This is a genomic window from Citrobacter sp. BDA59-3 (assembly GCF_015167655.1).
GTDB lineage: Bacteria > Pseudomonadota > Gammaproteobacteria > Enterobacterales > Enterobacteriaceae > Phytobacter > Phytobacter diazotrophicus.
Window position 1 is genome coordinate 2803193 of sequence record NZ_CP063427.1, and the last position, 14377, is coordinate 2817569.

Sequence of the window (14377 nt, forward strand, 5' to 3'; positions counted from 1 at the left end):
TATAGGTTATGGCACGGCTGGTATGTTCCCTGCACTGGTTAATGGGCAAACACACAAACAGGAGAACACACCATGACCATGCGTCAATGCGCCATTTATGGCAAAGGTGGGATCGGCAAATCCACCACCACGCAAAACCTCGTCGCCGCTCTCGCGGAAATGGGTAAAAAAGTGATGATCGTCGGCTGCGACCCGAAAGCGGACTCCACCCGTCTGATCCTGCATGCGAAAGCGCAGAACACCATTATGGAGATGGCCGCCGAAGTGGGTTCAGTGGAAGACCTTGAACTGGAAGATGTGCTGCAAATCGGTTACGGCGGCGTGCGTTGCGCAGAATCCGGCGGCCCGGAGCCAGGCGTGGGTTGTGCAGGCCGCGGCGTTATTACCGCCATTAACTTCCTTGAAGAAGAAGGCGCCTATGTCAGCGACCTCGACTTTGTCTTCTATGACGTCCTCGGTGACGTGGTTTGCGGCGGGTTCGCCATGCCGATTCGTGAAAACAAAGCGCAAGAGATCTATATCGTCTGCTCCGGAGAAATGATGGCGATGTATGCCGCTAATAACATCTCCAAAGGCATCGTGAAATACGCTAAATCCGGCAAAGTACGCCTGGGCGGGCTGATTTGTAACTCCCGTCAGACCGACCGCGAAGATGAACTGATCATCGCGCTGGCAGAAAAACTGGGCACCCAGATGATTCACTTTGTGCCACGCGACAACATCGTCCAGCGCGCGGAAATTCGCCGTATGACGGTTATCGAATATGACCCGAAATGCAACCAGGCCGACGAATACCGCGCGCTGGCGAACAAGATCGTCAACAACACCCTGATGGTCGTCCCGACCCCTTGCACCATGGATGAACTGGAAGAGCTGCTGATGGAATTCGGCATTATGGATGTGGAAGACGCCAGCATCATCGGTAAAACCGCCGCCGAAGAAAACGCGGCCTGAGCCGCCTTGTAACAGGAACACAGTTATGAGCAATGCAACAGGCGAACGTAATCTGGAAATTATCCAGGAAGTGCTGGAGATCTTTCCCGAAAAAACGCGCAAAGAACGCAGAAAGCACATGATGGTGACCGACCCGGAGATGGAAAGCGTCGGGAAATGCATCATCTCTAACCGCAAATCGCAGCCGGGTGTGATGACCGTCCGCGGCTGCTCCTACGCCGGGTCGAAAGGCGTGGTTTTTGGGCCGATTAAAGATATGGCCCACATCTCCCACGGCCCGATCGGCTGTGGGCAGTACTCCCGTGCCGGGCGGCGCAACTACTACACCGGGGTCAGCGGCGTTGATTCCTTCGGGACGCTGAACTTTACCTCTGATTTTCAGGAGCGCGATATCGTCTTCGGCGGCGATAAAAAGCTCACCAAACTGATTGAGGAGATGGAGGAACTGTTCCCGCTGACCAAAGGCATCTCCATTCAGTCGGAATGTCCGGTTGGCTTAATCGGTGACGATATCGAAGCGGTGGCGAATGCCAGTAAAAAAACGCTCAACAAGCCGGTAATCCCGGTGCGTTGCGAAGGCTTTCGCGGCGTGTCGCAGTCGCTCGGTCACCATATCGCCAACGACGTGATCCGCGACTGGGTGCTGGATAACCGCGAAGGGAAGCCCTTCGAATCTACCCCCTATGACGTGGCCATCATCGGCGATTACAACATTGGGGGGGATGCCTGGGCGTCGCGCATTCTGCTTGAAGAGATGGGGTTACGCGTGGTGGCGCAGTGGTCCGGTGACGGCACGCTGGTAGAGATGGAAAACACCCCGTTCGTCAAGCTGAACCTGGTGCACTGCTACCGCTCTATGAACTACATCTCTCGCCATATGGAAGAGAAACACGGTATCCCGTGGATGGAGTACAACTTCTTTGGCCCGACCAAAATCGCCGAATCGCTGCGTAAGATCGCCGATCAATTTGACGACACCATCCGCGCCAATGCGGAAGCGGTGATCGCAAAATATCAGGCGCAAAACGACGCGATTATCGCCAAATACCGCCCGCGTCTCGAAGGCCGCAAGGTGCTGCTCTATATGGGTGGCCTGCGTCCTCGCCATGTGATTGGCGCGTATGAGGATTTGGGCATGGAGATTGTCGCCGCCGGGTATGAATTTGCCCATAACGACGATTACGACCGCACCCTGCCGGACCTCAAAGAGGGCACGCTGTTGTTCGACGATGCCAGCAGTTATGAACTGGAAGCCTTCGTGAAGGCGATTAAGCCGGACCTCATTGGCTCAGGCATCAAGGAAAAATACATTTTCCAGAAAATGGGGGTACCGTTTCGCCAGATGCACTCCTGGGATTACTCCGGCCCGTATCACGGCTATGACGGCTTTGCCATCTTTGCCCGCGATATGGACATGACGCTCAACAATCCCGCCTGGGGCGAGTTGACCGCACCCTGGCTGAAATCAGCCTGAATACTATCCTGACATCCCGTTTGTTCACCGATTTGTGGCGCGGGAGGAGAACATCATGAGCCAAACTGCTGAGAAAATTGTCACCTGTCATCCGCTGTTTGAACAGGACGAATACCAGACGCTGTTTCGCAATAAGCGCGGTCTGGAAGAGGCGCACGACCCGCAGCGCGTGCAAGAGGTTTTTGAATGGACCACCACGGCGGAGTACGAAGCGCTGAACTTTAAGCGTGAAGCGTTAACTGTCGATCCGGCAAAGGCCTGCCAGCCTTTAGGATCGGTACTCTGCTCGCTGGGTTTTGCCAATACGCTGCCTTATGTACATGGTTCCCAGGGCTGCGTCGCCTATTTCCGCACCTATTTTAACCGTCATTTCAAAGAGCCGATCGCTTGCGTTTCCGACTCGATGACAGAGGATGCGGCGGTCTTCGGCGGCAACAACAACCTTAACACCGGGTTGCAAAATGCCAGCGCCCTGTACAAACCGGAAATTGTGGCCGTCTCCACTACCTGTATGGCGGAGGTCATCGGCGATGACCTGCAGGCCTTTATCGCCAACGCCAAAAAGGACGGGTTTATCGATGCCGCCATTCCGGTGCCCTACGCCCATACGCCAAGTTTTATCGGTAGCCACATCACCGGCTGGGACAACATGTTTGAAGGTTTCGCCCGGGCATTTACCGCCGATCACGTGGCGCAACCGGGCAAACTGGCGAAGCTAAACCTGGTGACCGGTTTCGAAACCTATCTTGGCAATTACCGCGTGCTCAAACGCATGATGGCCCAGATGGAGGTGCCCTGTAGCCTGCTGTCTGACCCGTCTGAGGTGTTAGATACGCCAGCCGACGGCCACTATCGCATGTATGCGGGCGGCACAACGCAACAAGAGATGCGCGACGCCCCCGATGCTATCGACACCCTGCTGCTGCAACCCTGGCATCTGGTGAAGAGCAAAAAAGTGGTGCAGGAGTCCTGGGGCCAGCCCGCCACAGAAGTGTCCATCCCAATGGGACTGACCGGGACCGACGAACTGCTGATGGCAGTCAGTCAGTTAACCGGCAAACCGGTGGCCGATGAACTGACGCTGGAGCGTGGGCGCCTGGTGGATATGATTCTCGATTCACACACCTGGCTGCACGGTAAGAAATTCGGTCTCTACGGCGACCCGGATTTTGTGATGGGACTGACACGTTTCCTGCTGGAACTGGGCTGCGAACCGACGGTTATCCTCTGTCATAACGGCAGCAAGCGCTGGCAGAAAGCGATGAAGAAAATGCTTGAGGCATCGCCCTACGGTCAGGAGAGCGAAGTGTTCATCAACTGCGATCTGTGGCATTTCCGCTCGCTGATGTTTACCCGCAAACCGGACTTTATGATCGGCAACTCGTACGCCAAATTCATCCAGCGTGACACCCTGGCGAAAGGCGAACAGTTTGAAGTTCCGCTGATCCGTCTTGGCTTCCCGTTGTTCGACCGCCACCACCTGCATCGCCAGACCACCTGGGGTTATGAAGGGGCGATGAATATCGTCACCACCCTGGTCAACGCCGTGCTGGAAAAAGTCGACCGCGACACCATCAAACTGGGCAAAACGGACTACAGCTTCGACCTTGTCCGCTAACCATAATGCGCCCCGCCTTGTGCGGGGCAGCAAGGGGGAAACGATGCCAATAGTGATATTTCGTGAGCGCGGGCCGGATCTGTGGTGTTACATCGCCAAACAGGATCTTGAGGCAAAAGTCATCGCGATTGAACATGACACCCCGGATAACTGGGGTGGCGCTATTTCTCTGGAGGGGGGACGCCAGTATATCGTCAGCCTGCAACCTGGACGCCCCACCTTCCCCATCAGCCTGCGCGCCACGCGCGGCGCACTTTTGTGAAGGAGGTCAGATGAACGATAACGATGTCCTTTTCTGGCGCATGCTGGCGCTATTTCAGTGTCTGCCGGAACTGCAACCCGCGCAGATCCTGGCCTGGCTGACAGGAGAACGCGACGACGCCTTAACCCCGGCGTACCTTGATAAGCTTAACGTCCGCGAACTGGAAGCGACCTTCCCGTCTGAAACGGCGATGATGTCGCCCGCACGCTGGGGCCGCGTCAACGCGTGCCTTCACGGTACGCTGCCCGCGCACCTGCAGGTAAAAAGCACCGCTCGTCAGGGGCAATTACGGGTAGCCTTTTGTTCACAGGATGGATTGCTGATCAATGGTCATTTTGGTCAGGGGCGGCTGTTTTTTATCTACGCCTTCGATGAACAGGGTGGATGGCTGCACGCGTTACGCCGTCTTCCCTCAGCCCCGCAAACCCGGGAGCCGAATGAAGTTCGCGCTCAGCTCCTGAGTGATTGCCACCTGCTGTTTTGTGAAGCCATTGGCGGCCCTGCGGCGGCCCGGCTGATTCGTCACAATATCCACCCGATGAAAGTGTCGCCTGGGATGTCCATTGCCGCCCAGTGTGATGCCATTACCGCACTGCTGAGCGGACGTCTGCCACCGTGGCTGGCAAAACGTCTTGAGAAAGCCAACCCGCTGGAAGAGCGGGTATTTTAATCGGCGATCCCCTGCGTCTGACCTGCGGATGCAGGGGGCCTTTCCCCGTTGTCCTCAATACGCCAATTGTCTGCTTTGTCGTAAACCTGACAGATTAATCCCTTTAAAAATCAATAACTCATTCCTGGCTTGCGAATTGCAACATTGGGCACAGCCCACCAAGTCAATGAGGTCACTATGAAGGGAAATGACATTCTCGCGCTGCTGGATGAACCCGCCTGCGAACACAATCACAAACAGAAATCCGGCTGTAGCGCCCCTAAACCCGGTGCAACGGCGGGCGGTTGCGCGTTCGACGGCGCGCAAATCACCCTGCTGCCGCTGTCGGATGTGGCGCACCTGGTCCACGGACCGATTGGCTGCACGGGAAGCTCCTGGGATAACCGGGGCAGTATGAGTTCCGGCCCCAGTCTCAACCGGCTCGGCTTTACCACCGACCTGAACGAACAGGATGTGATCATGGGGCGCGGCGAACGACGGCTTTTCCACGCGGTGCGCCACATCGTCAACCGTTATCATCCTGCCGCCGTGTTTATCTATAACACCTGCGTTCCGGCGATGGAGGGTGATGATATTGACGCCGTCTGTCAGGCGGCGGAAACCGCCACCGGCGTGCCCGTGATTGCCGTTGATGCCGCCGGGTTCTATGGCAGCAAAAACCTTGGCAACCGTCTCGCGGGTGAAGTGATGGTTAACAAGGTCATTGGACGGCGCGCGCCTGCTCCCTGGCCGGATGACACCCCCTTCGCGCCGGAACACCGCCACGATATCGGCCTGATTGGCGAATTTAATATCGCCGGAGAATTCTGGCACGTTCAGCCGCTGCTTGATGAGCTGGGTATTCGCGTGCTGGGCAGCCTTTCCGGGGATGGCCGTTTTAGCGAAATCCAGACCCTGCACCACGCGCAGGTCAATATGCTGGTCTGCTCAAGAGCGCTGATCAATGTTGCCCGCACCCTGGAACAGCGCTATGGCACCCCCTGGTTTGAGGGCAGTTTTTACGGCGTGCGCGCCACCTCCGATGCCCTGCGTCAACTGGCATCCCTGCTTGGCGACAGCGATCTGATTGCCCGCACCGAAGCCGTTATTGCCCGCGAAGAAGCCACGGCAAATCAGGCGCTGGCCCCGTGGCGCGAACGGCTACAGGGGCGCAAAGTGCTGCTCTATACCGGCGGGGTGAAATCCTGGTCGGTGGTCTCCGCATTGCAGGATTTAGGGATGACTGTCGTGGCGACCGGCACCCGCAAATCTACCGAAGAAGATAAGCAGCGTATTCGCGAATTAATGGGCGATGACGCGCTGATGCTGGAAGAAGGCAACGCCCGCACCCTGCTGGATGTGGTGTACCGCTACCAGGCGGATTTGATGATCGCCGGGGGGCGTAACATGTATACCGCGTACAAAGCGCGGCTGCCGTTTCTGGATATCAACCAGGAGCGCGAACACGCTTTTGCGGGTTATCGCGGCATCGTCACCCTCGCCCAACAGCTTTGTCAGACTATTGAAAGCCCCGTCTGGCCGCAAACACACGCCCGCGCGCCGTGGCAATAAGGAGTGAAAGATGGCAGATATCATCCGTAATCAGAAACCGCTGGCGGTGAGCCCGGTAAAAAGCGGCCAGCCGTTAGGCGCCATTCTGGCGAGCCTCGGCTTTGAGCACAGTATTCCGCTGGTGCACGGTGCGCAGGGATGCAGCGCGTTCGCCAAAGTGTTTTTTATCCAACATTTTCATGACCCTATTCCGCTGCAATCCACGGCGATGGACCCCACCTCAACGGTCATGGGGGCGGACGGCAATATCCTTAGAGCGCTCAATACGCTGTGCCAGCGCAACACCCCGAAAGCCATCGTCCTGTTGAGTACTGGTCTGTCTGAGGCGCAGGGCAGCGATATCAGCCGCGTGGTACGTCAGTTCCGTGAGGATTTTCCCCGCCACAAAAATATCGCTCTCCTGACGGTCAACACCCCGGATTTTTACGGCACGCTGGAGAACGGCTTTAGTGCGGTGGTGGAAAGCGTCATCGAACAGTGGGTGCCGGAAAAGCCTCAGCACGGCCTGCGTAACCGGCGGGTCAACTTGTTGTTAAGTCACCTGCTGACGCCCGGTGATGTTGAGTTGCTGCGCAGCTACGTGGAGGCTTTTGGCCTGCAACCGGTGATCGTGCCGGATCTTTCGCAGTCGCTGGATGGTCACCTGGCAAGCGGCGATTTTTCGCCGGTCACTCAGGGGGGGACGCCCCTGCGCATTATCGAACAGATGGGACAGAGCCTGTGCACGTTTGCTATTGGCGTGTCGCTGTCCCGTGCGGCATCACTGCTGGCACAGCGTAGCCGTGGCGAGGTGATCGTGCTTCCCCATCTGATGACCATGGAACATTGCGACCGTTTTGTTCATCAACTGAAGATCATTTCCGGGCGCGAGGTTCCCGCCTGGATTGAGCGCCAGCGCGGACAATTGCAGGATGCGATGATCGATTGTCATATGTGGTTGCAGGATGCCCGGCTCGCGCTGGCCGCCGAGGGCGATCTGCTGGCGGGCTGGTGTGATTTCGCCCGTAGCCAGGGCATGCTCCCCGGCCCCGTTGTGGCGCCGGTCAGCCAGCCGGGCCTGCAACAGCTTCCCGTGGAGAAAGTGGTCATTGGCGATCTGGAAGACATGCAGGATTTACTCTGCGATATGCCTGCTGACCTGCTGGTCGCCAACTCTCATGCCGCAGACCTGGCCGAACAATTCTCCATCCCGCTTATCCGCGCCGGGTTTCCTGTCTTCGACAGGCTTGGCGAATTTCGTCGCGTGCGTCAGGGATACCCCGGCATTCGCGACACACTGTTCGAGCTGGCGAACCTGATGCGCGAACGTCATCACCACCTGCCCGTCTACCGCTCCCCCCTGCGCCAGCAATTTGCCCAGGACGCCGACGGAGGTCGCTATGCAACATGTTAATCGCCAGTTCAGCACTATCTGTTCCGGTGAATGGTCGATGAAAGTCGCCTTCGCCAGTTCCGATTACCATCACGTGGATCAGCACTTTGGTGCTACGCCACGCCTGGTGGTGTATGGCGTCAAAGAAGATGACGTCACCTTGCTGCGGGTCGTGGACTTTACCGTACTGGCTGGCCATCAAGCAGAGAAGATAACCAGCCGCATCAGCGCGCTGGAAGATTGCGTCACCCTTTATTGTGTGGCGATTGGCGAAACGGTATTTCGGCAACTGCTGCAAATAGGCGTGCGCGCCGTTCGCGTGCCCGAAGACACGCCGATTGTCGGCCTGCTACAGGAAATCCAGCACTACTGGTATGACAAAGAACAGCGCAAAAGCACGCGGCTTCGCGATCCCAATCGCTTTTCGCAACTGCTGCTGGAAAGTCAGTGGCAGGACGACGATGAACGCTAAAGATTGTGTCGTTTCTGCGACAAACCTCACATAAACCACGACATTGCGCGTGGGCTTATGTGAGGGGGAATCATTAACCCTCTGAAAAATATCATTTTTACGCTCTGGTACTGCTTTTGCTTAATCTTCATACCCGCTGTTGATTAACGCGGTGAATTGCGCCCTGCGCTGTCCGTCATAATCCTGGGAGCTGAGAGCATGTGGAACTATTCCGAGAAAGTGAAAGATCATTTTTTTAATCCCCGTAATGCCAGGGTGGTGGCAGAGGCCAATGCGATTGGCGATGTAGGTTCGATAAGCTGTGGCGACGCCCTGCGCCTGATGCTGCGGGTCGATCCGCAAAGCGAAACCATTCTGGAGGCCGGTTTTCAGACCTTTGGCTGCGGTAGCGCCATCGCCTCTTCGTCGGCATTAACGGAACTGATCATTGGCCGCACGCTGCAAGAAGCGGAACAGGTCACCAACCAGCAAATCGCCGACTATCTCGACGGGCTGCCGCCGCAAAAAATGCACTGCTCGGTGATGGGCCAGGAAGCGCTGCGAGCGGCGATCGCCAACTACCGGGGCGAAACCCTCGATGACGATCATGAAGAAGGCAAACTTATCTGCAAATGCTTTGGCGTAGACGAAGGCCAGATTCGCCGCGCGGTATTGACCAACGGGCTGACCACCCTTGAAGAGGTGATCAACTACACCAAAGCGGGCGGCGGCTGCACATCCTGCCATGAAAGTATCGAACTGGCGCTGGCAGATATTCTGGCCGAGCAGCAGGCGGCTCCGGCTGTCGCGGTGGAGGCGACAAAAGATCCGCACTGGCAAGAGGTGATCGACGCCATTACCGAACTGCGCCCGCATATCCAGGCCGACGGCGGGGATATGTCGCTGATTAATGTCGCGAATCACAAAGTGACCGTCAGCCTTTCCGGTAGCTGTAGCGGCTGCATGATGACCGATATGACGCTGGCCTGGCTGCAGCAGAAATTAATGGAACGTACCGGCTGTTTTATGGAAGTCGTGGCGGCGTAAGCCACACCTCACTATCCGTTATGGGGGAATAAAGATGAAACAGGTTTATCTGGATAATAACGCCACCACCCGTATCGACCCGATGGTGCTGGAGGCGATGATGCCGTTTTTGACCGAACACTACGGCAACCCTTCTTCGATTCATGACTTTGGTCTGCCCTCGCGCGGGGCGCTGGAGCGTGCGCATCAACAGGTCGCCGCCCTGCTTGGCGCCGATCACGCCAGTGAAATCATTTTTACCTCCTGCGCCACGGAAGCGACCTCGACGGCGCTGCATGCCTGCATTGAACTGCTGCCGGAACGCCGTGAAATCATCACCACCACGGTGGAACACCCGGCGACACTGGCGGTCTGCGAACACCTGGAGCGCCAGGGTTATCTGATCCACCGTATTGCGGTCAATGCCGAGGGTGCGCTCGATATGGCGCAGTACCGCCAGGCGCTCAGCCATCGGGTGGCGGTGGTCAGCGTGATGTGGGCCAACAACGAAACCGGGGTGATTTTCCCGGTGGCCGAGATGGCGGAGCTGGCCCATGAATACGGCGCGCTGTTCCACTGTGACGCGGTTCAGGCGGTAGGGAAAATTCCGCTGGCGGTCGGTAAAACCGCTATCGACATGCTCTCCTGTTCCGCGCATAAACTGCACGGCCCGAAAGGTGTCGGCTGCCTCTATTTGCGCCGCGGCACGCGCTTTCGTCCGCTGCTGCGTGGCGGCCATCAGGAGCGTGGACGGCGCGCCGGTACGGAAAATATTGCCGGGATTGTCGGCATGGGCAGCGCGTGTGAACTGGCACAGGTTCATCTGCCCGGTATGGGCGAAATTGCCCGGCTCCGCGACTATTTGCAGGACGAGCTGGTCAATAGCGTGCCGTCGGTGATGGTCATGGGCGGCGAACAACCTCGGGTGCCGGGGACCGCAAATCTGGCGTTCGAGTTTATTGAAGGCGAAGCCATTTTGTTACTGCTCAACCAGGCGGGGATCGCCGCGTCCAGCGGCAGTGCCTGCACGTCAGGCTCTCTTGAACCGTCGCATGTGATGCGTGCGATGAACATTCCCTATACCGCCGCTCATGGCAGCATTCGCTTCTCCCTGTCACGCTACACGCGGGAAAAAGAGATTGATTACGTCATCGCCACGTTGCCGCCGATTATCGCCCGGCTGCGGATGCTCTCCCCTTACTGGCAGGACGGTAAACCGCTCCCGGTGACGTCCTCATTTGCGCCGGTTTACGGCTAAACGGAGGCGGCTATGGCCAGTGTGCTGATTAACGACACAACGCTGCGCGACGGCGAACAAAGTCCTGGGGTGGCGTTTCGCGCCAGTGAGAAAGTCGCCATCGCCGAGGCGCTGTTTGCCGCAGGCGTTACGGCGCTTGAGGTGGGAACACCGGCAATGGGTGACGAAGAGCGCACCCGTATCCAGCTTGTCCGTCGCCATTTACCGGATGCGACACTGATGTCCTGGTGTCGCATGAACGCCGGGGATATCCGCCAGAGCGCCGATCTGGGCATGGACTGGGTGGATATTTCGATTCCGGCATCCGACAAACTGCGTCAGTACAAATTGCGTGAACCGCTGGCGGTGCTGCTTGACCGGCTGGAGAGTTTTATCGGTATGGCGCGCACGCTGGGGCTGGCGGTCTGCGTCGGCTGTGAAGATGCGTCGCGCGCGGATGACGACACGCTTCGCCAGATAGCAAGTGTCGCACAGCGGGCAGGCGCGCTGCGTTTACGTTTTGCCGATACGCTGGGGCTGCTGGACCCATTCGCGACGGACGCGTCTATCCGTTCGCTACGGAGTTACTGGAACGGTGACATTGAGATGCACGCCCATAACGACCTGGGGCTGGCCACCGCCAATACGCTGGCGGCCATCCGCGCCGGGGCAACCAGCGTGAATACCACCGTACTGGGGCTGGGCGAGCGCGCGGGGAATGCCGCACTGGAGACGGTCGCCCTCGGTGTGCACCGTTGCCTGGCGCTTGAGAGCGGCGTCGATTTTAGCCAGTTGCCCACCCTCTGCCAGAAGGTCGCCGAGGCCGCCCAGCGCCCTATCGACGCGCAACAACCGCTGGTTGGCGAACAGGTCTTTACCCATGAATCCGGGGTGCATGTCGCCGCATTGTTGCAGGACAGAGAGAGTTATCAGGCGATTGATCCGGCACTGATGGGCCGGGAATATCGTCTGGTACTGGGAAAACACTCTGGCCGCCAGGCGGTGGATGGCGTCTTTGCGCGCATGGGGTACCCCCTTAATGCGCTGCAAATCGACGTACTGCTTCCGGCCATTCGCCGCTTTGCGGAGAGCTGGAAGCGTACCCCGAAAGATTATGAACTGATCGCCATTTACGATGAGTTGTGCGGTGAGCCGATACGCCAGGTGGGAGGATGAATATGCAGTGGTTTTATCAGATTCCCGGTGTCGATGAGCTGGAGAGCGCTGAATCCTTCTTTGATTTTTTTTCCGTCCCGTATGAGCCCGCCGTGTTGCGAAGCCGCTGCCTGCTCGTGCTGAAAGCCTTTCACCATAAACTGCGCGACAACGTCCCGCTGCGTAATCTGCTGGAGGAGGACACGCGCGCGCCGTGGCTGCTGGCCCGGCGGCTGCTGGCAGAGAGCTACCAGCAACAGATTAGCGGAGGTGGGCAATGACTCCGATCTTTACCTTTGGCGATGAGGTGCGTGTGACGCGGGCCATTCGTAATGACGGCACCATGCCCGGCTATACACGCGGCCAGTTGCTGGTTCGGCGTGGCAGTACCGGGTTTGTTCGGGAATGGGGCGTGTTTTTGCAGGATCAGATTATCTACCGGATCCACTTTCTCGACGGCGACATCATGGTTGGCTGCCGCGCGCAGGAGCTGATCCCGGCAAGCCAGCCCTGGGATGCCGGGATGCTGCAATTCGGCGATCCTGTCACCGCCTTACAGCCCCTTTCGATCAATGGCGCGGTGGTGGTCAGCGCCGGCGCAATAGGTCAAATCGAAGCTACCGATCAGGGGCATGACGGCAATAGTTACACCGTCACCTTTTTCGGACGCTGGTTTCAGGTACCCGCCAGCGCCCTGCGCTTAGCGGAGGAGATCGCATGAGTACAGCCTGGGAGCAATTCGGTCGGCGGCGTCTGGCGAAGAGCCGCTGGAAGTGCGAGCCGCAGGAAATTCCCGCCGGTGAAAAGGCGGCCTTTGAACAGGCGTGGCGTCGGCAGCGTTTTCTGGAACAAACTGTCGTTCAGCAGGCCCGTGATTTACCGGTCACCGATGACCTGTTACAGCGCATTGGATCGTCGCTGGCCGAGTTACTCGCTGAGAGTGCGCTTAGCGGTGAAGAGCGCCTGGCGGTGGTGCGTCATCATGCGCTGATGGAGCTGCAATTTGCGCGGATCACCGGGCAGGCACCTATACCTGATGACCTGACGGTGCTCGCCTGGTATCAGCGTAATCAGGAAAAATTCAGGCGCCCGGAGCAGCGGTTAACCCACCATCTGCTGCTCACCGTTGATGACGATAGCGAGAGTGTGCGCCGCCAGGCTATGCAGTTTTACCGGGAAATTGAGCCCGCACGTGAGGTTTTCCCCCGCCTGGCAAAACGCTATTCCCACTGTCCGAGTGCCTTAGAAGGTGGGCGGTTAGGCTGGATCAGTCGCGGTTTGCTGTATCCCGCGCTTGAATCCGCCCTGTTTGCCTTGCCGGAAAACGGTATCGCCGCGCCGGTGGAAACGGAGCTGGGCTGGCATCTTGTCTGGTGTGAACGTATTCGCGCGCCTCAGGCGTTGCCACAAACAGAGGCGCTGGAAAAAGCACGGGCGTTTTTATGGCGCCAGCATCAGCAGCAGCGGCAACAGACCTGGTTAAAGCAGTTGATGGCCGGGATGACGGATTGAGTGCGCTGGTTTCTGAGTTTGCGCGTTTTTAAGAACCCTGACCCGGCTGGCGCTGCGCTTAGCCGGGCTACCTGGCACCGAACCCGTAGCAAGGAACATAAGGTGAACGAGATGGCCACCTGAGCTGCATTTTCCCCCTCACCCTGGCCCTCTCCCCAAAGAGGAGAGGGGACCGTTCGTGCTCGCATTTTTGTGGGGATTCCTCAGCCCACGTAGCCCGGATAAGGCGCGCCACGCGCCGCATCCGGGGCCCCTCCCTACAGGATCTGCGGCTTAATCTGCTCCAGCCACGACGCTACCCGCTCTTCTGTTAAATCAAACTGATTATCCTGATCCAACACCAGCCCGACAAACTTCCCGGCCTCAAGTGCGGCGGAAAAGGAAAAATCATACCCTTCGCCTGGCCACTCACCGACAACCTGCGCGCCACTGCCCACCACCGCGTCATAGAGGGGGCGCAACGCGCTGGCAAAGTTATCCGGATATCCCTGCTGATCGCCAAGCCCAAATAAGGCAACAATTTTACCGCTCAGATTGGCATCAGCCAGTTGATCGATAAACTCCCCCCAGGATTCATTTTCACACCCGGCGGCAAGCCCCGGCAACTGCCCGTCCCCCAGCGTTGGCGTACCGAGAACCAGCACCGGGTACGACAAAAACGTCTCCAGCGACGTGCGGTTAATATTGACCGGCGCATCCGCCACATCCCCCAGTTTTTGCTGGATCAGTTTGGCGATTTTGCGGGTTTTTCCCGTGTCACTGCCAAAAAAAATACCAATGTTAGCCATGTCGCGCTCCTGTTGAGAAAGAATAAGGCCGCCTGCAAACGGCGGATATCCCTTCTCCTGTTGCGAAGGCTGTGCCAGGTTTTTTTAAGGCCTTCTGTGCACTGAAATGGATGAAAAAATGACTCTTTTTTGTGCAAACGCCGTCCTCTCTCCGCTATCCAGACCTGCTTTGAAGGCCTCTGAGGGCCAAATCAGGGCCAAAACACGAATCAGGATCAATGTTTCGGCGCGTTACCTGTTCGAAAGGTGCACTCTTTGCATGGTTAATCACACCCAATCAGGGCTGCGGATGTCGGGCGTTTCACAA

15 protein-coding genes are annotated in these 14377 nt (G+C 57.8%); 14 read left to right on the plus strand and 1 reads right to left on the minus strand.

Annotated features, from left to right (window positions below; translation table 11 throughout):
• Nucleotides 1-72 precede the first annotated feature (72 nt).
• From nifH to nifM, 14 genes are all read left to right on the plus strand, one after another.
• Complete coding sequence (nifH, locus tag IP582_RS13080; RefSeq protein WP_039078970.1) at nt 73-954, plus strand: nitrogenase iron protein; 882 nt, start codon at nt 73-75, stop codon at nt 952-954.
• Nucleotides 955-979: 25 nt separating this feature from the next.
• Nucleotides 980-2428, plus strand: a complete 1449-nt coding sequence (gene nifD, locus IP582_RS13085; protein WP_193793421.1) for a nitrogenase molybdenum-iron protein alpha chain — start codon at nt 980-982, stop codon at nt 2426-2428.
• Between the two features lie 55 nt (nt 2429-2483).
• Nucleotides 2484-4046: a nitrogenase molybdenum-iron protein subunit beta gene (gene nifK, locus IP582_RS13090; protein ID WP_039078968.1), complete on the plus strand. Its 1563-nt coding sequence runs from the start codon at nt 2484-2486 to the stop codon at nt 4044-4046.
• 43 nt (nt 4047-4089) lie between these two features.
• Nucleotides 4090-4308, plus strand: coding sequence for a putative nitrogen fixation protein NifT (gene nifT / locus IP582_RS13095; RefSeq protein WP_039078967.1), 219 nt, complete (start codon nt 4090-4092; stop codon nt 4306-4308).
• Nucleotides 4309-4318: 10 nt separating this feature from the next.
• Nucleotides 4319-4978 carry a NifB/NifX family molybdenum-iron cluster-binding protein gene (locus tag IP582_RS13100; protein ID WP_193793422.1) on the plus strand — a complete coding sequence of 220 codons (660 nt, stop codon included), beginning with the start codon at nt 4319-4321 and terminating at the stop codon, nt 4976-4978.
• A 177-nt stretch (nt 4979-5155) separates the two neighbouring features.
• Nucleotides 5156-6529 carry a nitrogenase iron-molybdenum cofactor biosynthesis protein NifE gene (nifE, locus tag IP582_RS13105; RefSeq protein ID WP_125124636.1) on the plus strand — a complete coding sequence of 458 codons (1374 nt, stop codon included), beginning with the start codon at nt 5156-5158 and terminating at the stop codon, nt 6527-6529.
• Between the two features lie 10 nt (nt 6530-6539).
• Nucleotides 6540-7922 (plus strand): nitrogenase iron-molybdenum cofactor biosynthesis protein NifN, encoded by a 1383-nt coding sequence (gene nifN, locus IP582_RS13110; protein WP_193793423.1) that lies wholly within the window; start codon nt 6540-6542, stop codon nt 7920-7922.
• Nucleotides 7909-8373 (plus strand): NifB/NifX family molybdenum-iron cluster-binding protein, encoded by a 465-nt coding sequence (locus tag IP582_RS13115; RefSeq protein ID WP_193793424.1) that lies wholly within the window; start codon nt 7909-7911, stop codon nt 8371-8373. Before nifN ends, IP582_RS13115 begins: the two co-directional genes overlap by 14 nt.
• 198 nt (nt 8374-8571) lie before the next feature.
• Nucleotides 8572-9399 (plus strand): Fe-S cluster assembly protein NifU, encoded by an 828-nt coding sequence (gene nifU, locus IP582_RS13120; RefSeq protein ID WP_039078962.1) that lies wholly within the window; start codon nt 8572-8574, stop codon nt 9397-9399.
• 34 nt (nt 9400-9433) lie between these two features.
• Nucleotides 9434-10636: a cysteine desulfurase NifS gene (gene nifS, locus IP582_RS13125; protein WP_193793425.1), complete on the plus strand. Its 1203-nt coding sequence runs from the start codon at nt 9434-9436 to the stop codon at nt 10634-10636.
• Nucleotides 10637-10648: 12 nt separating this feature from the next.
• Nucleotides 10649-11791 (plus strand): homocitrate synthase, encoded by a 1143-nt coding sequence (gene nifV / locus IP582_RS13130; RefSeq protein WP_125124633.1) that lies wholly within the window; start codon nt 10649-10651, stop codon nt 11789-11791.
• 2 nt (nt 11792-11793) lie between these two features.
• Nucleotides 11794-12051, plus strand: a complete 258-nt coding sequence (locus tag IP582_RS13135) for a nitrogenase-stabilizing/protective protein NifW (RefSeq protein WP_071194320.1) — start codon at nt 11794-11796, stop codon at nt 12049-12051.
• Complete coding sequence (locus tag IP582_RS13140; RefSeq protein ID WP_193793426.1) at nt 12048-12491, plus strand: nitrogen fixation protein NifZ; 444 nt, start codon at nt 12048-12050, stop codon at nt 12489-12491. The genes IP582_RS13135 and IP582_RS13140 overlap by 4 nt, the downstream gene beginning before the upstream one ends.
• The gene (gene nifM, locus IP582_RS13145) at nt 12488-13282 is read left to right on the plus strand and encodes a nitrogen fixation protein NifM (protein WP_193793427.1); all 795 of its coding nucleotides are present in this window, start codon (nt 12488-12490) and stop codon (nt 13280-13282) included. Before IP582_RS13140 ends, nifM begins: the two co-directional genes overlap by 4 nt.
• Nucleotides 13283-13539: 257 nt before the next feature.
• On the opposite strand, the gene IP582_RS13150 is transcribed toward nifM, so the two are convergent.
• Nucleotides 13540-14070, minus strand: coding sequence for a flavodoxin (locus IP582_RS13150; RefSeq protein WP_193793428.1), 531 nt, complete (start codon nt 14068-14070; stop codon nt 13540-13542).
• Between the last annotated feature and the right edge of the window lie 307 nt (nt 14071-14377).